We start from the raw sequence: 22,627 nt of genomic DNA, 5'->3' as shown, positions 1-22,627 counted from the left end.
AATGGAATAAATTCTACCGATGTTTTTCCGGTAGGATTTATTCCTTCAGTAAAAAATGTAAAAAGGGAACCATTAGTTTGGTTCCCTGCTGGAATGTTATTTTCTTAATTCTAATTCGCTCAATATAGACCTGTATCTTTCGATATTAGTCTTTTGCAGATAATTGAGAAGCTTCTTACGCTTACCAACAAGCTTCATTAACCCTTGCTGTGTAGAAAAGTCCTTTTTATTTTGCTTAAGGTGCTGGGTTAAATGATTAATTCTATGCGTAAACAATGAGATCTGAGCTTCAGGAGAGCCGGTTTCTTCTTTTTTCTTTCCGTAGCCGTGTTTTTTAAACAGATCTTGTTTGATTTCGGTCGTCAAATACATCGGAATTTTATTTTCACTTTATTCAAGGGGCGAAAGTAAGTTTTTAGCCTTTATTTTCCAAGCTCTATAACAAATTATGTTGTTACCTTCGTTTGAAGCTTCCGCGCTGTTACCCATTTCTTTAGCTTGTCAAAGGCAACCATGTATGAGTCAGCATCAAACAACCGGGCATCGATTCTCGCTTGTCGAAGGAAGACCAATCCAATTAAAAATAAAATAAGATCAGCAGACCAAACACCAGCAAACACGCCTATTGTTCCTTGTTTCGCAAGCTTTTCACCCTGCATGCTCAATAAGTAATATATAATAAAGAAGATGATAGAAACGAGAAAGGGTACCCCTAGCCCACCCTTCTTAATAATAGAACCTAGCGGCGCACCTATCATAAACATAGCCACACAAGCCAAAGAACTCGCCAGAATCTTATGCCACTGGATTTCAAAAACAATCCTTTCCTTTTTAAAATTCTCAATACTGGTATTGCTGTTGATAATCTGGCTTACTACCTGTCTGGCAAAATTGGCTGTATTCTGAGCAATTTCTTTAGATGGTGCAGCATTAAAGACACTATCTAGCTTTGCATATCTTGAATTTACAGCTATAGAATCAGCTAAATTGTCTTTCTTAATCGCAGCAAGTTTGTTCTTGTCTCTTTCCCTCACCGTCTTGCCTTTCGCGATACTGCTTTTGATTCGTGAAGGCCTTTCTAGTTTTCTTGGCTTCTTCGAGGAACTACTTTCGCGCTTCAATGGCTTGTTCTCCGTCTTTTCTACCGGTAGTACTTTAGGATTTGCATTCTCTTCAGAATACGGCACTTCCTTAACATACTTACTTCTTTCAAGAGAATCTTTGTAGTACTTAAATTCCTGCAGCTCAAGCGGATAAATAAGGGGTTCTGACTTATTGAAATAACTAAAATAGGTAGGTTTGTAATTGTAATAATTAAGCTGCTGTTGTAATACTTCCCGATACAGCGAATCCATATCCTGATCCAGCTCACCCAGGTTACGCATAATGCGATTGCCCTGAAACCACTTCTTATCAGTCCGTACCATCTGAAAAGACGACAAATCGAAAACTACCTGCGACTTATTAAATTTACTCCTGGTTAATGATTCGGCAGAAGAGCCCTTTTGGCCAGTCATTTCCTTCTCCTGGCTGGTACCCTCTACATAATTGTAGCCATTGAAAAGTTCAAACTTAAGATAGCGTTCATTTAAAATGGTTGTCATTCTACCTGAGTCAGCTATTATAACTTCCTTATTACCATCATGTTTACGATGATCGTAAACAATAATATCTTTAAGCGCCGCGTCATCATGGGGAAACTTCTTATTCACCTTGATGCTGATATCTGGTATTCCATTATAAAAGGTACCCTCCCGAAGGTCAAGCGCGGGTTTTTTCTGCTTAACATCGTAAAGCAGACTATAAGCTTCTAATGCAGCCTTAGGAACGAGGTTATTATTGACAAAAAAAGCAAAACCAGTAAGTATAAGAATCAGGAAAAATAGCGGCAATAATGTTCGCGTCAGAGAGATACCAGCGCTTTTGATTGCTGTTAATTCAAAATGTTCGCCCAGGTTTCCAAAAGTTATTAATGCGGCAAGCAGCACCGCCAGTGGCAAAGCAGTTGGCGTGGTTACTACTCCGAAATAAAAAAATAACTTAGCTATAAGCGTTCCTTCAAGTCCTTTTCCCATCAGATCATCAAAATATTTGAGCATCTGTATGTTAAGTAGTATGAACACCACTACAAAGAAGGTGAGAATAAATGGCGCTATAAAAGAACTGATAATAAGTTTGTCGAGTTTCTTCATGCTAATAAAGCTCGTAACATAAGTTACCCCAAATCTATTCAAAAATTGATCCGCTTTTTAAATTTAAATAGAACCTTAAGAGAGCATAAGTTAACAACTGTATTCAACTTATGTATTGTAACTGACTTCACTGCTACTGACGGCTTTTCTTAGCTATTCATAGCTACATCTTACAGTCTCCCTGCACTCTTTGTGCAGTCTCCCTGCAGTCACAGGTTCAGTCTGTTTGCTTCAGCAACAAAAATGAGGATAGAAATTCTTTGACTTGGAATGTCACTTTAGATGATAACCAAATTACAAAATTGATTGATGATAACCAATCAATATACATGAAAAAAGGCAGCTATTGCTGCCTTTCTGTAGCGCGGGGGGGCCATATCGAACCTTTTTGTACCTCATTTTATCAAACTGGGTTCTTACCAAGTTAATGGTCCGAAGAGAATTTAAAGCCAAAAAAGACGCTATTCTGTCAGATTGTCTTTTACTGTTTTTGAGTTTAATTATGCTAAGTGATTTGATTAGTAAATTGGCGGAACAACCTATCCCCGGCATTTTGGTACTTTTGTTTAAAATTCAATTTCTAATAAGCCTGCTAAGATGATATGATTGAATTAGAGCGCGGATGCTATTTGGGTGTCAATAAACGAGATTATAATATCAATGGACTTCTCGTTCGGGAAACGGAATATCTTTCAAAAGTATACGAAGGCTGGCATGCTCACAGTAATGCGCACATCACTTTCATCTTAGCAGGAGGTAATAGAGAGCAAAGGAAAAAATCGGAATCGGTAGCTTCTCCTGGGAAAGTTATTTTTTATGATAGCGGTGAAGTTCATCGGAATTTCAATACCGCTTTGCCTTCTAAAAATATTAACCTTGAAATTGAATCAAATTTACTTGAGAGATACGACATTAAAATGACTTCCATAGGTGCTATTATACATGCAAACCCTGACACCAAATTTTTATTACTTAAGATGTATAACGAGATGCGCCAAAGCGACCTATATTCTACTGAATCAATTCAAATGCTGTTTCTGAATTTAGTAACCACGGTCAGTCATTGCCTGAACAAGCAACAACCTTCGTGGATAAAAATTATTCACGAGCAATTAAATGATAGGTGGGCCGAAAAGATAACGTTGAACGACTTAGCCAGAGTTGCCCATGTGCACCCCGTTACAATATCCAAACACTTTCCCAAGTTCTTTTCCTGCACGTTAGGAGAATATATGCGCAAACTAAAAGTAGAAAGGGCATTATCGATGTTAAAATCAACCTCTCTCTCCCTAACAGAAATTGCATACACCTGCGGTTTTGCTGATCAAAGTCACTTTACGCATACCTTCAAGCAAATGACTGGTTTTTTGCCTGCGCAATACCGGAAGATATAAGGCCAGGCAAATCTCATACAATTTTTATGCGTTGCAATTGGATTGCTTTGATCCAAAATTTACATACATATGTTGAAAAAGACATCAATTACAGTTGCCACGCTCTGGATAGCGATCAGTTTTAACACCACAGCCCAAAACATTACAGATCGCATTGACAGCTATTATACGAACCTGGCCGATAAAGGAGAATTGAATGCCAATGTGCTTGTGGCGGAAAATGGAAAAATCATTTATCAAAAATCCTTTGGCTATGCTGATTTTGAAAACAGACGGCTTAATAATAACACCTCCGAATTCAACCTTGCATCCATTTCCAAAGTATTTACAGCTGTTTCCATTTTGCAATTAAAAGAAAAGGGGAAGCTCAGTCTGGATGATAACTTCGCCAAATACTTTCCTGACTTTCCTTATCCTACAATAACCATTCGTCAAATGCTTTCGCATACATCGGGTTTGTCTGATCAGGATTTATCAGGCATGTGGGATCGGCACAAGGAAAAAAATCCTGATAAAATAATAACCAATAAAGACCTTGTTCAGGTATTAGTAGCAGCAAAAGCTTCCCTAAAGCTTAAACCAGGGGAAAAATGGTGGTATTGCAATTTCGCCTTCACATTACTGGCATCTTTAACCGAGAAACTATCTGGAGAAAAATTTAACGAATATATTGACAGGCATATTTTCAAGCCCGCTGGTATGACGCATACTTATCCGAAAACCGCGCTGCTTAATGTTTCCCACTCTCCGGATCTTTCGTATAACTATGACTATCCTTTCCGTTATTCGAATGACCGTATAAATTTTGTTGGCGAGAAACGATACTACAACGGAATTGCAATGGGCGCAAGTGACGTAATCAGTACAACTGGAGATTTGCTGAAATTCGATATCGCACTATATAATGGAGTATTATTGGATAGTAAGACGCTGGAGGAAGCCTTCAGACCGACTAAGTTAACCAATGGCGATGACAATGTTATCTGGCTGAATATCGGAGGAATGGGCAAAGCGTATGACGGATTGGGGTGGTTCATTTTTGCAGATACTACAGCAGGGAAAATTGTATGGCATACGGGTGGAATGCCAGGGTGCGCCACCATTTTTTTACGCAATGTCAGCAAAAAGCAAACTGTGATCGTTCTCGATAATACCAATAGTGAGGGCGTGTACAAGAAAGCGCTATCTGCCATGTATATCTTAAATGGTAAACCTGGCTTAATCGCCAAAAAATCATTGACGAAAATTTACGGCAAGGCCTTGATGGCAAAAGGAGCGGACAATGCCTTTACGCGGTTGCTGGAATTAAAGGATGATACTACGCATTACAGCCTCATTGAAAACGACATGAATAATTTGGGCTATGAATTCCTGGAGAATGGACACACCGCTCAGGCATTAGAGACATTGAAAATAAACACGCTCTTATTCCCTCAAAGCGATAATGTTTATAATAGTTATGGAGAAGCTCTTGAGAAGGATAATAAATTGCCTGAAGCACTCTTAATGTTTAAAAAATCAATCATTCTAAATCCGTCCAATGAAGACTCGAAAAATGCAGTTAAACGAATTCAAACCAATCAAACTCAAATAAAACATTGAGTGTGTGCCGACTATTGACAATAGGAAAAATGATTAGGGAAGTTGGAATCGGAGTTTTTACGAACGTGGAGTTATGAGCCCAACGGGGGGCTACCAACAGTGATGTGTCGTCTTGTTATTCGTCTGTTCTCTTTGAGCACTTCGAACTGGCCTGCTATTAAACAAGAAGAGCAACAGTTTCCTGTCGCTTTCTTTTAAGTAGCGGGGACAAGACCTGTCTGCCGACAGGCAGGCTCGAACTTATGTTCGCTATGACGGATATGAGCCGCCACGAGCTATTTTCATTTCTTAAGGAAAGACTTCAGCGCAGGACATTGATGAAGCAGACTGCTGAAACAGATTAAAAAAGGAAAAGCGACCTCATCAGTCGCTTTCTTTTTGTAGCGCGGGGGGGAGTTGAACCCCCGACCTTTGGGTTATGAATCCAACGCTCTAACCACCTGAGCTACCGCGCCAAACGTCTTCTGAATTTATTCCCCCTCTTAGCTTCAACTCAGTTCAACACTTATTCATAAATGCCTCTCTCCTAAGCCATACGCCGATTGGGAGCGCAAACTTACAAAAGTTTCGAAAAACACCGCTATTACTAAAATTTTTATTTTCTACTTAAAAAAGCATAAATTAAACGTTTGCTGCTTATCCCTTCAATAAACATCGATGGCTAAAAGACTTTTTACGGCTGATTATGAAGTAAATGCATCTATAAAGATGCTGTACCCCTACATTCAATCTGCAAGTGGTTTATCAGAATGGTTTGCCGATGACGTTAAGATCAACAACATTGATAAGACGCTTACTTTTATTTGGGACAATGAAAAACGCAAAGCCCGCCAGGTGGCTACCCGCGTTAATCATTTTGTGAAGTTTGAATTCTTACCTGAAACAGAAGAAGACAACGGAGACCCCTCCTACTTTGAGCTTAGACTTGAGTTCAACGAGTTAACACAATCGGTATTTCTAAAAGTTACTGATTACTCTGATTTCGAAAGTGCTCGTGAACTTGAAGACCTTTGGGAAAGCCTGGTAGAGAATTTAAGGAAGTTAGTAGGAGGTTAACTTTCTGCTTTAATAAAACCTTATTACCAACTCACATTCAGGAAATTAAACCTGATGATGTAATGCAAAATTGCAAGACTATAAACCAGCAATTACAGCTTTCGGTCGTTGTGTTCTGAGAAATCAGGTTTCACCCTTTCATAGTTATCAAATAATAAAGATGAATTTAAAATATAATCTGCTGTAGCATGATTACATGCCATAGGAATATTCCAAACCACAGCTATCCTTAACAGAGCTTTTATATCAGGATCATGGGACAGGGGGTGCAAGGGATCCCAGAAGAAAATAAGTATATCTATTTTACCATCAGCTATTAACGCCCCTATTTGCTGATCTCCACCAATAGGACCACTCAATAATCTGATCACCTTTTGATTTAACTTTTCTTCGATCATCTTCCCTGTTGTGCCGGTAGCATACAGTTCGAATTTTTGCATTTTTTCCTTATTAGTCTCCACCCAATCAATCAGTTCCTTCTTTTTATGATCATGGGCAATTAAAGCAACGCGTTTTCTATTCATTTTAAAGAGCTCTAGTTCAAGCATATAAAAATACACTATTGTAGGTTTATTGCCTTATTCTATTTTTGCCTGCCGCAAATTTTATGGAAAACGAAAACATTTCACGCTGGACCGAGCAGATCGCAAAAGAATTTTCTCTACAACTGAAACATGTTAAAGCAGTTGCTGACTTATTAACCGAAGGCGCTACCATACCTTTTATTTCCCGATACAGGAAAGAGCTTACGGGTAGCATGGATGAGGTGGCAATCGCCAACATCAGGGATAGATTAGAACAACTCCGCGAGTTAGATAAGAGAAGGGAGTCAATTATCAGTTCTATAGAAAAACAAGGCAAGCTTACTACCGAGCTAATGCAATCGATAGTAGCTGCGACCACGCTGGCAGAGCTTGAGGATATTTACCTTCCTTATAAACCGAAGAGAAAAACAAGGGCGACCGCCGCAAAGGAAAAAGGATTAGAACCGCTAGCTCAAAAAATATTCGATCAGGAGAATTTTAACCTGGAAGAATACGCTTCCACCTTTATTGATACAGAGAAAGGTGTAACCCAACTTCAGGAAGCACTTGAAGGAGCGCGCGATATTATTGCCGAATGGATCAGTGAGAACCAAGTAACTAGAAAGAACATTCGTGAGCTATTCTGGAGTGAAGGGGTAATTGAATCAAAAGTATTAAAAGGCAAAGAAGCTGAAGGTCAGAAATATAAAGACTACTTTGAATGGAATGAGCCTGTAGCTAAAACACCATCGCACAGATTGCTTGCTTTACGCAGAGGCGAAAAAGAAGGTGTACTTGCCCTAGATATTTATCCGCCTGAAGAAGAAGCAATAGCAGGTATTGAGCGACAGTATATAAAGACTGAAAACGCAGCTGCTGAACAAATCAGACTGGCGGTAAAAGACTGCTATAAACGACTTCTTCGCCCATCACTGGAAACAGAAGTAAGGATGGAGACTAAGATGAAAGCGGATGAGGAAGCTATTAAAGTGTTTGCTTCCAACCTTAAAGAACTTTTGCTGGCTGCTCCATTAGGTCAGAAAAATGTATTGGCTTTAGACCCAGGATTCAGAACCGGATGTAAACTGGTATGTCTTGATCGTCAGGGTCAGCTTCTTCATTACGAAACTATATTTCCTAATGATCCTCAACGGGAAACAGCTAAGTCTGCCGCAATTGTAAAGAGCCTTGTTGAGAAGCATGATATAGAAGCTATTGCTATCGGCAACGGAACAGCGAGCCGTGAAACTGAATCTTTTGTTAAATCCATCGGATTGAGTAAAAAGGTTTTAGTGGTTATGGTTAACGAAAGCGGCGCTTCCGTTTATTCGGCTTCAGAAGTTGCCCGCGACGAGTTTCCTGATAAAGATGTAACGGTTCGTGGTGCCGTATCTATTGGAAGAAGATTGATGGATCCGTTAGCGGAGCTTGTTAAGATAGATCCCAAATCAATTGGCGTTGGTCAATATCAGCATGACGTTGACCAGACAAAATTGAAGCAAGGTCTGGATGATGTTGTAATGAGCTGCGTAAACTCTGTAGGTGTTGAAGTAAATACCGCTAGTAAAGAACTTCTGTCCTACGTATCAGGATTAAGTCCGGCGTTAGCGAAAAACATTATTGAATTCAGAAATCAGAACGGACCCTTTACAGACAGAGCTACTTTGATGAAAGTGCCACGCCTGGGAGAAAAAGTATTTGAACAAGCGGCAGGATTTTTAAGGATACATAAAGCTGAGAACCCGCTGGACGCAAGTGCGGTACATCCTGAAAGTTACCCTATCGTTGAAAAGATGGCGGCCGATCTTGGATGTTCCGTGAAAGACCTGATGACAAGCGGCGAATTAAGGAAACAGCTTGATCTTACCAAGTACGTAACGGATAAAGTAGGCTTGCCTACTTTAAATGATATCTTAAAAGAACTTGAAAAACCGGGGAGAGACCCAAGGGAGTCTTTCGAGGTGTTTAGTTTTACTGAAGGCGTAAATGAAATTAAAGATCTTAAGATAGGCATGAAATTACCTGGCATTGTAACCAATGTTACTAACTTCGGAGCATTTGTAGATATTGGCGTTCACCAGGATGGCCTTGTACACATCAGCCACTTATCGGATAAGTTTATTAAAGATCCCAAAGAGGCGGTAACCGTTCAACAAAAAGTTATGGTTACTGTTGTTGAGGTAGAAGTTGAGCGTAAGCGTATTGGCTTATCTATGAAGAGTGACCCTTTTGCTCAGGCAGGCGAAACGCAAGGTAGAGGAGGTAATCGTCCTAAGCAGCAACGGCCTAAAGAAAAAGAAGCTAGCATGGAAGAAAAGCTGGCTATGCTTATGAATAAATTTAAGAAGTGATTCTAATGCTTCAATGGATATGCATAACCATTGAGGTTTAAACTAAAAAACTTAATTCAACATGCTACCTAGTCACAATCCGGTTGAATCTTCAGCATGGCAAAAGCTTGAGATGATTTTTCTCACCATGCAGGCAACGCATATGCGAGAGCTCTTCATCGAAGACCCTCAGCGTTTTCAAAAATTTCAGATTCAGTTTGAAGATATTCTTGTTGATTACTCCAAAAATATAATCAATGAAGAAGTACGCAGCTTACTCATTCAACTGGCTAACGAGGTAGAACTTCCTCAGGCCATAAGCGCAATGTTTACGGGAGAGGCAATTAATAAAACAGAAAAGCGATCTGTTCTTCACGTTGCGTTAAGAAACCGCTCTAATAAACCCATACTTTCTGATGGACAGGATGTGATGCCTGAAGTAAACAAGGTTCTTGAACAAATGAAGACCTTTTCAGAAAGTGTTATTAGCGGCGCATGGAAAGGTTTTTCAGGAAAATCAATTAAACATATTGTAAACATAGGTATCGGAGGATCTGATCTGGGCCCGTATATGGTCACAGAGGCGCTTCGCCCCTACTGGTCTACCATTACTCCTCACTTTGTTTCTAACGTAGACGGCACGCATATCGCCGAAACCTTAAAACACCTAGACCCGGAAACAACACTTTTTATTATTGCTTCCAAAACGTTTACCACTCAGGAAACAATGACCAACGCAGAAAGCGCACGTGCTTGGTTTTTGGAAAAGACATCAAATAAAGGTGACGTTGCAAAACACTTTGTTGCAGTTTCTACAAATCAGAAAGAAGTTACCAAATTTGGTATAGCGCCAGAGAATATGTTTGTTTTCTGGGATTGGGTTGGCGGCCGTTATTCATTGTGGTCTTCCATCGGTTTATCCATTTGCTGTACCATTGGGTACAACAACTTTGTGCAGTTACTCGAAGGTGCCCATGCCATGGACAACCATTTCCGCAACGAACCTTTAGAGAAAAACATTCCGGTTATTCTTGCCTTACTGGGCATCTGGTATAATAACTTCTTTGGCGCAGCATCAGAAGCAATTTTACCGTACGATCAGTACCTCCACCGCTTTGCTGCTTATTTTCAACAAGGAAATATGGAAAGCAATGGGAAGTCAGTTGATAGGGAAGGCAGAAATGTTCTTTATCAAACTGGTCCTATTATTTGGGGAGAGCCGGGAACAAACGGTCAGCATGCTTTCTACCAACTTATTCACCAGGGCACTAAACTAATTCCTTGCGACTTCATAGCTCCTGCAATAAGTCATAATCCTATAGGAGATCACCATGACAAATTGTTATCAAACTTTTTTGCTCAAACAGAAGCGCTGATGAATGGCAAAACTGCAGAAGAAGTAGAGCAAGACCTGGAAAAGGCAGGGATGACAAAAGAAGAGATTGCATTCCATACCCCGTTCCGTGTATTTGAAGGAAACAGACCGAGTAACACCATCCTTTTCAAAAAGCTTACACCCCGCACTTTGGGCAGTCTTATAGCCATGTACGAGCACAAGATTTTTGTACAGGGAGTTATATGGAATATATATAGTTTTGATCAATGGGGCGTTGAATTAGGAAAAGTTCTAGCAAAGAAAATCCTGCCAGAATTGGCAAGCCGTGATGAAATCACCTCTCATGACTCATCTACGAATGGGTTAATCAACCATTTCAAACGTTTGAAGTTCAGTTAGTTAAATTATTGATTGCAAAGTAAAACACATCCATTATTTTTGATGGATTTTTAATCTTGATGGAGAATAAAATTCGGAAAATCGGGGTCTTTACGTCAGGTGGAGATGCTCCAGGAATGAACGCTGCAATACGTGCAGTAGTAAGAGCTTGTACGTATTATAAAAAGGATTGTTTCGGAATTGTGCGTGGATACGAAGGCATGATTGAAGGAGACATTGTGAAGCTGGGAGCTCGATCTGTAGGAAACATCATACAGCGTGGCGGAACCATTCTGAAGTCAGCAAGAAGTAAGGCATTTCGTACCCCTGAAGGAAGAAAAGAAGCCTACGAAAATCTGATGCGGGAAGGCATAGACGCCCTCGTGGCAATAGGTGGCGATGGTACTTTCACAGGCCTTCACAAGTTCTATGAAGAATACAAGATTCCCTCAGTGTGTATCCCAGGAACAATAGATAATGATCTTCCTGGTACAGATTATACAATAGGCTATGATACTGCTACGAACACTGCAGTTGAAGCTATAGACAGGATCCGTGATACTGCATTATCGCACAACCGGTTGTTCTTTGTTGAAGTAATGGGAAGAAACTCAGGGTATATAGCGATAAATAGTGGAATAGCCGGAGGAGCTACCGCGATCATTATTCCCGAAGAAAATATGAGCTTCGATGATCTGTATAACCTCTTAGGTGCAGACAAAGAAACTAATAAGAAATCAAATCTTGTTGTTGTTGCTGAAGGATCAAAAATCGGAGATGCCAACACCCTTGCAAAGATGGTAGCAGAGCGTTCTTCCTACTTTGATATTAAGGTAACTATTCTTGGACATTTACAACGTGGAGGCGCTCCTACTTATTTTGACCGTGTGCTTGCTAGCAGAATGGGAATTGCAGCGGTCGAAGGATTACTAGCAGGTCAAAACGACGTGATGGTAGGTGTTAAGGATAACAAGATTGTTTATAATGACTTCAATACAATAATGGCAAACAAGCATCACGAGATCGATAGTGAGTCTTTGAGAATTGCCAAAATTCTTTCCATATAAAAACGCAGCACATGAAACAATTAACAATTGGCATTGACATCGGAGGAACGAATACTAAGTATGGAATTGTAGATAAGACCGGTCAGGTTTTATTCCAGGGGAGTATTTCTACCACTGAGTACGAAGAATTCAAAGATTACTTTAATGGCCTTGCAAAAGCATTACGTGCTGCCATGGAGAGTATCAAGGGAGAAAACCAGGTTCTTGGAATTGGTGTAGGTGCTGCAAATGGTAATTACTATAAAGGAACAATTGAACGTGCCACAAATCTGAAATGGAAGGGCATTATACCATTGGCAGACATGCTGAAGGAAGAATTTGACATGCCTGCTGTTATTACAAACGACGCCAACGCAGCGGCTGTTGGTGAAATGGTTTATGGTGCAGCCAAAGGAATGAAGGACTTCATCGTTATTACACTAGGTACTGGGCTGGGAAGTGGCTTTGTTGCGAACGGTCAACTCCTCAATGGAAAACACGGTATCGCTGGTGAAGTAGGTCATACATCTGTAAACCCTGCCGGGAGATATTGCAACTGTGGGAAACGTGGATGTTTAGAAACTTACGTTTCGGCTACTGGTATTAAAAGAACGGTTTACAAATTATTGGCAGACCACTTAGAACCTAGCGAGCTCCGCGGTATAAGCTTCGACAACCTTAGCACAAAAATGATTACTGAGGCGGCCGTAAGAGGTGACGTAGTGGCACTTGCAGCATTTGAATACACCGGAAGAATATTGGGGATGAAATTAGCTGAGACTGTAGTACATACAGATCCTGAAGCAATTTTCCTTTTCGGCGGTCTGTCACTGGCCGGAGATCTTATTTTTAAACCAACAATCAGACACATGGAAGCTAACCTTATGCCTTTGTTCAGAGGCAAAGTAAAAGTTCTTCCGTCGGGTCTTCAAAATCAGGCAGCGCCAATATTAGGTGCAAGTAGTCTTGTTTGGAATTACTTAGATAATAAGCAAAGCCAGCTTAAAGAGGTCATTGCTTAGCACCTTAAGACAACAACCGGCATAAATTTTTTTAGGTAGAAAGGTATGTTATCTTTCTACCTAAAGTTTAATCGAGTTTTTAAAGACAGATACTTTTCTCTTACCCGCGTCGTTCTTCTGACGCTAATTTCTTTTATACTTTCCCAAGCCAGTTGGGCGCAGGAGAACGCCAGAAACAGGAAGCCACGAATTGTACGGCAAAAGGAAATTACAATAAACGAAGATCAAGCTTATACTATAAACCTTACTGATCTTTTTGTTGAAGATCGTGATCCTTCTGATTGGTTTTATCCGGCAGGATTTACAATGGCCGTATATGAAGGTGAAAATTATACCTTGTCTGGAACCACGGTAATTGCAAATCCAAATTTTTTCGGTGTATTATCAGTCCCTGTTACTGTAAATGATGGTGAGGACAACAGCGATCGTTTTGATTTTAAAATAACGGTTAATCCAGTGAATGACGTTCCGGTAGTAACGGGGCAGATATCTGCAAGCACTGATGAAGAACGACCATTTACATTAGGACCAGAGTATCTACAAATATCCGATCCTGATGACAATCAATTTACTATTATCTTATCAGCAGGAGCCAACTACACTTTCTCTGGCAATATAATTACTCCCGCTGCCAACTTTAATGGCACGTTAACCATTCCTGTCAAAGCCAGAGACGCCCAGGGCGGCGAATCGCAACAAGCTTTCAACTTTCAGCTTCAGGTCAATCCTGTAAATGACCCTCCTAAAATTACAGGACAACAACAGGTAAAAGGATTTAGTGGTGTTCCATTAACTATAGAGTTATCTCATCTTATTGTTAGCGATCCTGATGACACCTATCCAACCGGATTTTCTTTGATCGTAATGCAAGGAAATAATTATGTGGTCAACGGAACCCAAATTATATCCTCTCCTACTTTTACCGGCGAACTCCCCGTAACAGTAAAAGTAAGCGATGGAAAAGCAGAGAGTGATCCCTTCTCACTCAGGATAAGTATACAAAAAGGCAGCAGTAGCAAACCGATTATTACCAGTCAAACTCCCGTTATTATTGACGAGGATCAAACTTTTACAATAACCCTCCAGCATCTGAGAGTTAGCGATAATGATAGCAATTATCCTCAAGGCTTTACTTTAAAAGTTAATCCTGGCGACAACTACACGATCAATAATAATTACATCATTGTACCTTCTGCCAATTATGCTGGAAGTCTCTTTGTAAGTGTGACAGTGAGCGATGGACTAAATACAAGTGATCCTTATAATTTTTTAATAACAATCAGGCCTATTAATGATGCACCTGCAATTCGTTTAAGCAGACAGGATTCTCTGTACATCAAACCAGGCTCTGGCCCATCAGGGATTTTTGGCGACATAACCATTACCGATCCTGACCATGACACGCTAGCACTTGCAGAAATTGCTTTTGCAAAGGAAACTTATCAACCTGCTCTTGATATTTTAACTTTTAATAACACTTCCAGGATACGGGGTGTATTTGACTCGGAAAACGGAATTTTAGCCTTAATTGGCAAAGCATCTATCAATGAATACATGGATGCCTTTAAAGCAATTAAAATTGACTTAGCAGAACAGACGGAACCGTATAAGGTAATTTATGCAACTGTCAACGATGGCCTTTCCAATAGCAACCGGGTGACAAGAGCCATTAAACTTACAGATGAAATTCGTGTAGATTTAGAAATACCAACTGGTTTTACACCGAATGGCGATAACATAAATGATACGTGGGTAATTAAACCAATTAACGTAGGGATACCCTTCGATGATGCGGTTATTAATGTGTATACAAAAGCAGGAGTATTGGTTTTTGAATCTCAGGGTTTTAACAAAGAATGGGACGGCCATTTCAATGGCACCATGCTTCCTGCAGATGTTTACTACTATGTTATTAAATTCAACAACACAGAAAACACATCTGCCGTAAAAGGAATAATCACCCTTCTCAGGTAAGGTGATTATTCAATCTTAACGCCAAGATTCTTTCCTAAATTAGCAAATTGCCTTTTCCATTCTTCTGATCGTCCGTTGCTCTTTTCTATACTTTTTGATATCTCAAAGTATAGATTCTGGCTCTTATACAAGTTAGGCCTTAAGTTAAATCTTACCAAAAGCGGAAAGAGACGATTGAGTCTTTCAATTCGTTTATAACTATCACCCTCGGCACCTATTCGTTTTAGTTCTTTAAAAATGCTCTCTCCTGCAAATTTCTCAACCTTACCAGGATCTTCTATTCTCAAATCCCAGTTAACAAGCTCTGTCATAACCCGCTCTACTTGTCTGATATTGATCTTGTCGGTTTGAAAACAATCAATCAGATCAATATTAAGAATGTACTCAAAGCTCGTCCTGTATGCATTTGGAATTGGAATATCATTATTTCCAAGAGCCATTACCAATGGATAGTCTCTGTTATAAATTCTTCTTAAAGAATCCTCCAGGTCAACCATACTTTGCTGTGTAATAAAGTTGAAGACCTTTCTCTTTTCATCCTGAAACAACTGCCAAATAGAAAACTTCTCAGGACCAAAGTACATTTGCATCAACCCAATAATATCAGCAAGCCGACCATCATCAAACGCGCTTACCATCCTGGCTTGCATACTTGCAAATTTCTCTTCCTCCATTTCCAGAGAGATATTTCCAATAATGTTATGGCCGCCAAGATGTATTACTGCAAATGCAAATTTCCTTTCTGAACGTGTAACGTTTGATTTAACTTTGGTAACGGCAAGTACCATTTTTTGCTGTCCTGCCTCTTTGCGTATAAATATCTCGTTAGAAGTGGTGTAGTTAAACACAGGGAAGGATTCAGGGTCATCCTCAAACAAAGACGCAATGGCGTAATGCATCCCTACACGTTGAAGGTTGATTTTAGAAGGAAGCACATACTTTGTATAAATATTTGCTCCATTTTCCAAACCAGGAACGTTACTAGGAACAGACTCAAGTCGTTTTCTAAATTCAAGTTCAAGATCAAAATCACTGATTTGCGAAGTCAACTGCATTGCACGACAAGCGTACTGCATGATTTGCGTCGTCTCAATGCCTGACACTTCATCAAAGAACCACCCACAGCTCGTATACATCAGCATTGCGTTCCGCTGTACTTCCATCAATCTTAAGACTGTATTTAGCTCTACCGGAGCAATGCAATGATCTTTTACAAACTTCCGTATAGAATCATCATCACGTCTTAGTATGACATTAATGTAGTCTTGTCTCGCCTCCCAAGGATCTCTTAAGAACTTCGCTGTTTCGCGCTCATAAATTTCGGAAAGTTCGTCCCGAAGCCAATCCAAAGTTTCTCGTAATGGCTTTCTCCATTTCTGATTCCAGTTGGGTTTTCCACCTGAATTACAACCGCAGTCATTTCTCCACCTTTCAACACCATGAACACAGCTCCACGAACTATTTTCATGAATCTGCGCCTCGTATGCTGGTGGATGATTGGCAAGGAAAGCCGCATAATTTGTAAGCTTCACATCTGGATTCTTTTCTATATAATTTATACAGAATGCAAGGGCCATATCACCATGCTTATGATGATGACCATATGTTTCTCCATCTGTTGCTATGTGAACAAGCTGTGTTGAATCAGACTTGGGATCAAAGCTATTAACCAAATAATCTCCAAATTTTCTTCCATCGTTCAACAATCCGCTAAAGGCAACTGCTTGTGAAATATCTCCATCGTAGAAAAACAGAACAATAGACTTGCCCGATGGAAGATTAAATAAGTAAGGCCTCCTGGTATCTATTGGTCGCTGAGACCATGTCTCCTCCCCTATCTGTCTAAATGCTTTTGCCTGGCGCGGAGCAAGAACCGTAAACTTGATACCATAGTTGGCAAGAAGTTCAAGAGACTCTGTGTCTACAGCCGTTTCAGCCAACCACATACCTTCCGGTTTGCGATTGAATCTATACTCGAAATCTCTAATGCCCCAAATGATTTGCGTCTCTTTATCCCGGCCATTAGCAAGCGGCATTATAATATGATTGTATACTTGGGCAAGCGCAGAACCGTGACCATTAAACAACTTCAGGCTTTCACGGTCGGCTTCAAGAATCGCCTCATAGGTTTCCCGGTCGTTGTTCTCCATCCAAGAGAGCAATGTTGCTCCGAAGTTGAAGCTGATCTTTGAATAATTATTAACGATATTGGTAATGACACCATTTTCATTAAGAATACGGGATGCTGTATTGGGCGCGTAACACTCTGCGGTTACGCGCTCATTCCAGTCATGATAAGGATGTGCTGAATCTTGAACTTCAATAACTTCAAGCCAAGCATTTTCACGAGGCGGCTGATAGAAGTGCCCGTGAATACAGATATACTTTTCCAACAAGGTTCGAATTAAAACATTAAGAACTTAAACATTAGTTGTTACGTTCCCTTCTCCTGCAAATCGAACTCGGTAATTTCTTTCTCCAGCTTAAGAACGGAAACAGCTAACGGTGGTAAAGTTAATGAAATTGAGTAATCTCCACCATGATATTTTACAGGCGAAGTACTTAGTAAACCAGCATTAAGGACGTCGCTTCCGCCATAACGAGAATTATCGGAATTAAATGCTTCCTTCCACATTCCTCTATACGGCACACCGACGCGATAATGGTATCTGACTTCAGGAGTAAAATTACATACAATTACCAATACATCTTCTTTATCATCTGCCATGCGCTGATATGCGATCACACTGTTTTCTCTGTCGCTATAGTCAATCCATTGAAATCCTTTTGCTTCAAAAGCATATTGATACAATGCCTTCTCAGCTTTATAGAACGTGTTTAAATCTTTGATCAGCGTCTGAACTCCTGCATGCAACGGATGTTGTAACAGGTTCCAATCCAATCCTCGGTCATGGCTCCATTCCATTGCCTGACCAAACTCACCTCCCATGAAAAGAAGTTTAGTACCAGGATGTGTAAACATGTAAGAGAAGAGTAACCTTAGATTTGCGAATCTCCGCCAATCATCACCTGGCATTCTTCCTAAAAGAGATCCCTTCCCATGGACAACTTCATCATGAGAAAGGGGAAGCATAAAGTTTTCAGTAAATGCGTACATTACACTAAACGTAATGTCGTTTTGATGATACTTCCGGTGAATGGGATCTGTTTTAAAGTAGGATAGTGTGTCGTGCATCCATCCCATCATCCATTTTTGGCCAAACCCTAATCCCCCAAGAAATGTAGGGCGTGATACGCCGGACCATGATGTAGACTCTTCCGCAACGGTAATAGTATCTGGGTAATTTGCATACACTACTTCGTTAAACTCCTTCAAAAAAGCGATCGCTTCAAGATTTTCATTCCCTCCGTATTTATTGGGAATCCATTCACCTGCTTTACGAGAATAATCAAGGTACAGCATAGAAGCAACGGCATCTACACGTAAGCCGTCAATGTGATATTGCTCCAACCAAAAGAGAGCGTTACTAATCAAAAATGCTCTTACTTCATTTCTTCCATAGTTGAAAATGTAACTACTCCAGTCAGGGTGAAAACCTAAACGAGGGTCAGCGTGCTCAAAAAGGTGAGTTCCATCAAATTTATAAAGTCCATGAGCATCCCCAGGAAAATGTGAAGGAACCCAGTCAAGAATTACACCTATACCAGCTTGGTGGAAACAGTCTACCAGATACATAAAATCTGAGGGACTGCCATAACGACTTGTCGGAGCAAAGTATCCCGTTAGTTGATAGCCCCAGGAGCCGTAGAAAGGATGTTCCATTACTGGCAGAAATTCCACGTGGGTAAATCCTAAATCCTTTACGTACTGAACTAGTTCTTGAGCAAATTCCGGATAATTTAAAGATCTGTTGTTGTCTTCATACTTTTTCTTCCATGAGCCAAGGTGCACCTCATACACAGAGTATGGTTGTGGTTTACCGGCCAAACTCTTTCTACGTTCAAGCCACTTCTGATCTTTCCATTCGTAATGAGGTTCCCAAACAACAGAAGCTGTTTGAGGCGGCATTTCGTAATAGCGTGCAAAAGGATCAGCTTTCTCCAGGTAATCGCCCGTTGTAGATTGAATTGCATACTTATAAATTTCACCATGCTTAATATCAGGAAAAAAACCTTCCCATATTCCAGACTCATCCCAGCGGGCGTGGAGATGATGCGACGAATTATTCCAATTATTAAAATTACCAATAACTGATATTGATTTTGCATTTGGAGCCCAAACGGCAAAATAAGTTCCTTCTGTTCCCCCATGTTTTACTACATGAGAGCCTAACTTTTCATATAGCTTAAAATGTTTGCCTGCTCTGAAAAGATGAATGTCATAATCAGTAAACAACGTAAAATGTTGAAAAGTGGTAGTGGGTTCCATTTCTAGTGTTGTTGATTCCATTGGTAATAATTTTCTGTTTCAGACCTACTTCTTTTTCTTCTCCTCTTTTTCCTGAATGTATCTATTTACATGATACAGTATGCCTCTCAATGGTATTATTGTCCATTCGGGGCGACCATTCAGTTCATATCCCAGTTCATAGATTGCTTTCTCAATCAGGAACGTCCGGACAAGAATATCTTGTTCTTCAGAAAGATTCGTGCCCATCCCCATTCTCTCCATATATGCGCCCAGATAAAATCTGCCTACATAATGTTGCCATTGTTCAGCTGCTTGCTCTAACAGTGTTAAATCACGATCACGGTAATTCTCATTGAGAAGAAGCTTCCCAAATGCTGCATAGTGAAACGACCGCATCATACCAGCCACATCCTTAAAAGCATTCTTCTTTAAGCGGCGTTCGTTAAAAGACAAGCCCGGCTCTCCTTCAAAATCTATTATGACGAAATCTTTACCCGTAAACAACACCTGACCCAAATGAAAATCACCATGTATCCTCGTCTTAGTTGCGTTAATCTTTACCTGGTATATTTCACTAAAGCATTGGAGTATTGTCTCTTCCAAGGGAAGAACCTTCTTCGCCAATTCCTGCGCTTCTTGTGTTAGTTTGCTCATCGAATTCTCTAGCAGGTTAAATCTGTCACGAACAAGCTTCCGCAAGCTCGAGTAAAGAGAACGCTGATAGTTTGGAGTAAAGCTTTCAGCGGCAAATGCAGCGTTAGATGAATCTGATGCCAAAGCAAGATGCATCTCCGCTGTACGTTGCCCAAGTCGAACTACCCTTTCATAAAATCCTCTACCTATAAATTCTTGGATTAGCTCGGGGGCTTCCTCAAATTTGATTGCATGCTTATGGAGCAGTTTGGGCAACTTAAGATTTTTGGCTTTAGTAATTACACGTTCGTAATAACGACCCACTGAGTCAACGGCCATTCCCCAAGCTTCGCCTTGATTATCTACTTTTTCCTGAAGCAGTCCCAATACCAGTATCTTTCCGTCAGAATCATGATACTCAACACTTCCGGCGTACTTAGGACAGTTCTGAAAAGTTGTATGTTCAGTCAGAAAACGAACTATCTCAAGATCAGGGTTAATCTCTTTCTCTAATTTTCGATAAAACTTAAAAAAGTACTGATCATTATAAATAATGGCAGTATTACTCTGATCTGATTTAAGGATTTTAGAATCAACCGCTTTGTTTCCGCTAATCTTTGCAAAAACACCTGAATTAAATTCAAGGGCTCCTCCCTCATCGTCTTTTACACGCGTCTCCTTTTCCATACTTAAAAAGAGACAATCACGGAAAGACTTGTCGTAACAGCTATCCATGATAAAACCAGCTTTACCTTGAATCTCAGCTCTACATACTACACTTTGAACTGTATATTCAACTCTTTCAAGAATGCTATCTGAAAGCACGAAAGTTAGTGGAAGAAAATAAAGTTCAGGCAAGCGTTGAACATAGTGAACCTCAAGAATGGTTAAGAAGTGCGTATCACCATCAACTTTCCACGGTATCACTTTATGAATTGATATCTTATTGATAACCTTAGCCTTTCCACCAAACCACCGACACTTCTTCATGAAAAGCCCAAGTACTTTTCTTTCGAAAAATCTTACTTCATTATAGTTATCGAATAAGCGCTCCCAGGAAATATCCGTTTTTAACAACGGAAGCTCACCGCTTGCTTCTGTTTTATCTCTCTTCTCTTCTCTATCAACCTGGAACCAGAAATAACCGTAAGGCCCGATAGTGATGTTATAGTCCGCTTCCTCAACTGGCATAAACCGGTTCTGACTGAACACCTCGGTAATTTCACAATCTTTATATTCCCCAAGGTTTAAGGTTGCAGCCTGCGAGAATTGCGAAAGATTAGCAACAACAATGATACGCTGTTTTTCATGAGACCTTGCGAAAGCCAGCACCTTCGCGTTCGTGCTTTCGATAAACTTAATATCGCCTCTTCCGAAGATACTTAATCTCTTTCTCATGGCGATGACATTTTTTAACCACCATAGAAGTGATGAGGGGTTCTCTTCCTGAGTTGCTACGTTAACGGATTCATAACGATAGATGGGGTCAGTAATTACAGGTAGAAATAACCTTTGAGGGTTGGTTGATGAAAACCCGGCATTAACATTCATGCTCCATTGCATTGGCGTTCTTACGCCAAATCTGTCACCTAGATAAACGTTGTCACCCATGCCTATTTCATCACCATAGTACAACACTGGTGTTCCAGGTAGTGAGAATAATATTGTGTGTAATAGCTCTATCTTTCGTCTGTCATTATTCAGCAGGGGAGCAAGTCTTCTACGAATTCCTAAATTAAATTTAGTATTAGGATCGTTTGCGTAAGCTTTAAAGAGGTAATCCTTTTCTTCTTCCGTTACCATCTCCAACCCCAGTTCATCATGATTCCGCAAAAACACAGCCCATTGGCTATTGGGAGGTGTGGCTGGGGTTTGTTCCATGATATCGACAATCGGGTAACTGTCTTCCGTTCTTAGTGCTAAGAACAAACGCGGCATTAAAGGATAGTGGAAGTTCATGTGACATTCTTCACCGTTGCCAAAATAAGTGGCAGCATCTTCAGGCCACAAATTAGCTTCCGCGATGAGTATCCTATTCTTATAGTGTTTGTCAATGTGCGCGCGTAACCTTTTTAAGAAGGCATGTGTCTGAGGCAGATTCTCACAATTCGTTCCTTCCTGCTCATAAAGAAATGTTATGGAAGGTAATCTGAATCCATCGACTCCCATTTTCAACCAGAAGTCAGCAATTTTAATCATCTCCAGCTGCACCTCCGCATTCTCATAATTTAACTCTGGTTGATAACGGTAGTAACGATGCCAGTAATATGCTTTTGCTTCCGTATCATAAGTCCAGTTGGTGGATTCGTCGTCTGAAAAAATCACACGGGCCTCTTTGTACCGATCAGGACTATCGCTCCAAACATAAAAATCCCGAAAGCGAGAGCCTGCTTTTGATCGTTTGGCTTTCTTAAACCACGGATGTTGATCTGATGTATGGTTTAAAATCAATTCTGTTATTACCCGAATTCCTCTCCTGTGCGCTTCTTTCAGAAAAAGTTTAAAATCGGAAAGATTTCCATAGTCGGGGTGCACATCATAATAGTCTGTCACATCATAGCCATCATCTTTCAGCGGTGATGGATAGAATGGTAACAACCAAATCGTATTAATTCCCAGGTCTTCCAGGTAATCGAGCTTTTGGATAAGCCCTGGGAAATCTCCAATACCGTCACCATTGCTATCATAGAAAGCGCGGACATGGATTTCATAAATAATGGCATCTTTAAACCATAGCGCCTCAGCATTTTTTGGGGTGCCGTTCATGC

14 protein-coding genes and 1 tRNA gene are annotated in these 22,627 nt (G+C 40.3%); 8 read left to right on the top strand and 7 right to left on the bottom strand.

Features of this window, described 5'->3' with window-relative positions:
* Positions 1–96: 96 nt before the first annotated feature.
* Positions 97–372, bottom strand: coding sequence for a 30S ribosomal protein S15 (rpsO, locus tag KK060_RS00975; protein ID WP_254151532.1), 276 nt, complete (start codon positions 370–372; stop codon positions 97–99).
* A gap of 74 nt (positions 373–446) precedes the next feature.
* Positions 447–2,192, bottom strand: a complete 1,746-nt coding sequence (locus tag KK060_RS00970; protein ID WP_254151531.1) for an LptF/LptG family permease — start codon at positions 2,190–2,192, stop codon at positions 447–449.
* A gap of 602 nt (positions 2,193–2,794) precedes the next feature.
* Between KK060_RS00970 and KK060_RS00965 the strand changes: the two genes are divergently transcribed.
* On the top strand, positions 2,795–3,586 hold the full coding sequence (locus KK060_RS00965; RefSeq protein WP_254151530.1) for a helix-turn-helix transcriptional regulator: 792 nt from the start codon (positions 2,795–2,797) through the stop codon (positions 3,584–3,586).
* Between the two features lie 69 nt (positions 3,587–3,655).
* Positions 3,656–5,188, top strand: a complete 1,533-nt coding sequence (locus KK060_RS00960) for a serine hydrolase domain-containing protein (protein ID WP_254151529.1) — start codon at positions 3,656–3,658, stop codon at positions 5,186–5,188.
* Positions 5,189–5,569: 381 nt separating this feature from the next.
* On the opposite strand, the gene KK060_RS00955 is transcribed toward KK060_RS00960, so the two are convergent.
* Positions 5,570–5,643: transfer RNA gene (locus tag KK060_RS00955), tRNA-Met, on the bottom strand.
* Positions 5,644–5,845: 202 nt separating this feature from the next.
* Between KK060_RS00955 and KK060_RS00950 the strand changes: the two genes are divergently transcribed.
* On the top strand, positions 5,846–6,244 hold the full coding sequence (locus KK060_RS00950) for an START-like domain-containing protein (RefSeq protein ID WP_254151528.1): 399 nt from the start codon (positions 5,846–5,848) through the stop codon (positions 6,242–6,244).
* A 92-nt stretch (positions 6,245–6,336) separates the two neighbouring features.
* Here the strand turns inward: KK060_RS00950 and KK060_RS00945 are convergent, their stop codons facing one another.
* Positions 6,337–6,768 (bottom strand): methylglyoxal synthase, encoded by a 432-nt coding sequence (locus KK060_RS00945; protein ID WP_254151527.1) that lies wholly within the window; start codon positions 6,766–6,768, stop codon positions 6,337–6,339.
* Positions 6,769–6,851: 83 nt separating this feature from the next.
* Here KK060_RS00945 and KK060_RS00940 point away from each other — a divergent pair, with 83 nt between their 5' ends.
* The 5 genes from KK060_RS00940 (at position 6,852) to KK060_RS00920 (ending at position 14,854) form a co-directional block, all read left to right on the top strand.
* A complete protein-coding gene (locus tag KK060_RS00940) occupies positions 6,852–9,119 on the top strand; it encodes a Tex family protein (RefSeq protein WP_254151526.1) in 2,268 nt (755 codons plus the stop codon).
* A gap of 61 nt (positions 9,120–9,180) precedes the next feature.
* Positions 9,181–10,833: a glucose-6-phosphate isomerase gene (gene pgi / locus KK060_RS00935; RefSeq protein ID WP_254151525.1), complete on the top strand. Its 1,653-nt coding sequence runs from the start codon at positions 9,181–9,183 to the stop codon at positions 10,831–10,833.
* A gap of 59 nt (positions 10,834–10,892) precedes the next feature.
* Positions 10,893–11,879 carry a 6-phosphofructokinase gene (gene pfkA, locus KK060_RS00930; RefSeq protein WP_254151524.1) on the top strand — a complete coding sequence of 329 codons (987 nt, stop codon included), beginning with the start codon at positions 10,893–10,895 and terminating at the stop codon, positions 11,877–11,879.
* 11 nt (positions 11,880–11,890) lie between these two features.
* A complete protein-coding gene (locus KK060_RS00925; RefSeq protein WP_254151523.1) occupies positions 11,891–12,880 on the top strand; it encodes an ROK family protein in 990 nt (329 codons plus the stop codon).
* Between the two features lie 45 nt (positions 12,881–12,925).
* Complete coding sequence (locus tag KK060_RS00920; RefSeq protein WP_254151522.1) at positions 12,926–14,854, top strand: tandem-95 repeat protein; 1,929 nt, start codon at positions 12,926–12,928, stop codon at positions 14,852–14,854.
* A 5-nt stretch (positions 14,855–14,859) separates the two neighbouring features.
* Here KK060_RS00920 and KK060_RS00915 read toward each other — a convergent pair whose 3' ends face one another.
* The 3 genes from KK060_RS00915 to treS are packed head-to-tail and all read right to left on the bottom strand — an operon-like array spanning position 14,860 to position 22,625.
* Positions 14,860–17,247 (bottom strand): DUF3536 domain-containing protein, encoded by a 2,388-nt coding sequence (locus KK060_RS00915; RefSeq protein WP_254151521.1) that lies wholly within the window; start codon positions 17,245–17,247, stop codon positions 14,860–14,862.
* A 41-nt stretch (positions 17,248–17,288) separates the two neighbouring features.
* Positions 17,289–19,265 carry a 1,4-alpha-glucan branching protein GlgB gene (glgB, locus tag KK060_RS00910; RefSeq protein WP_254151520.1) on the bottom strand — a complete coding sequence of 659 codons (1,977 nt, stop codon included), beginning with the start codon at positions 19,263–19,265 and terminating at the stop codon, positions 17,289–17,291.
* A gap of 24 nt (positions 19,266–19,289) precedes the next feature.
* On the bottom strand, positions 19,290–22,625 hold the full coding sequence (treS, locus tag KK060_RS00905) for a maltose alpha-D-glucosyltransferase (protein WP_254151519.1): 3,336 nt from the start codon (positions 22,623–22,625) through the stop codon (positions 19,290–19,292).
* Positions 22,626–22,627: the final 2 nt, after the last annotated feature.

It is taken from the genome of Chryseosolibacter indicum, from assembly GCF_018598585.1.
GTDB classification, from domain to species: domain Bacteria; phylum Bacteroidota; class Bacteroidia; order Cytophagales; family Cyclobacteriaceae; genus Chryseosolibacter; species Chryseosolibacter indicus.
Note: the sequence above shows the minus strand (reverse complement) of the source record. Positions and strands in the feature narration are given on the sequence as shown.

Coding starts and splice junctions, on each gene's coding strand:
- KK060_RS00965 (WP_254151530.1), top strand. CDS start 2,795: ATGATTGAATTAGAGCGCGGATGCTATTTGGGTGTCAATAAACGAGAT.
- pgi (WP_254151525.1), top strand. CDS start 9,181: ATGCTACCTAGTCACAATCCGGTTGAATCTTCAGCATGGCAAAAGCTT.
- KK060_RS00950 (WP_254151528.1), top strand. CDS start 5,846: ATGGCTAAAAGACTTTTTACGGCTGATTATGAAGTAAATGCATCTATA.
- glgB (WP_254151520.1), bottom strand. CDS start 19,265: ATGGAATCAACAACACTAGAAATGGAACCCACTACCACTTTTCAACAT.
- KK060_RS00960 (WP_254151529.1), top strand. CDS start 3,656: ATGTTGAAAAAGACATCAATTACAGTTGCCACGCTCTGGATAGCGATC.
- KK060_RS00945 (WP_254151527.1), bottom strand. CDS start 6,768: ATGAATAGAAAACGCGTTGCTTTAATTGCCCATGATCATAAAAAGAAG.
- treS (WP_254151519.1), bottom strand. CDS start 22,625: ATGAACGGCACCCCAAAAAATGCTGAGGCGCTATGGTTTAAAGATGCC.
- KK060_RS00970 (WP_254151531.1), bottom strand. CDS start 2,192: ATGAAGAAACTCGACAAACTTATTATCAGTTCTTTTATAGCGCCATTT.
- rpsO (WP_254151532.1), bottom strand. CDS start 372: ATGTATTTGACGACCGAAATCAAACAAGATCTGTTTAAAAAACACGGC.
- KK060_RS00925 (WP_254151523.1), top strand. CDS start 11,891: ATGAAACAATTAACAATTGGCATTGACATCGGAGGAACGAATACTAAG.
- pfkA (WP_254151524.1), top strand. CDS start 10,893: ATGGAGAATAAAATTCGGAAAATCGGGGTCTTTACGTCAGGTGGAGAT.
- KK060_RS00940 (WP_254151526.1), top strand. CDS start 6,852: ATGGAAAACGAAAACATTTCACGCTGGACCGAGCAGATCGCAAAAGAA.
- KK060_RS00920 (WP_254151522.1), top strand. CDS start 12,926: ATGTTATCTTTCTACCTAAAGTTTAATCGAGTTTTTAAAGACAGATAC.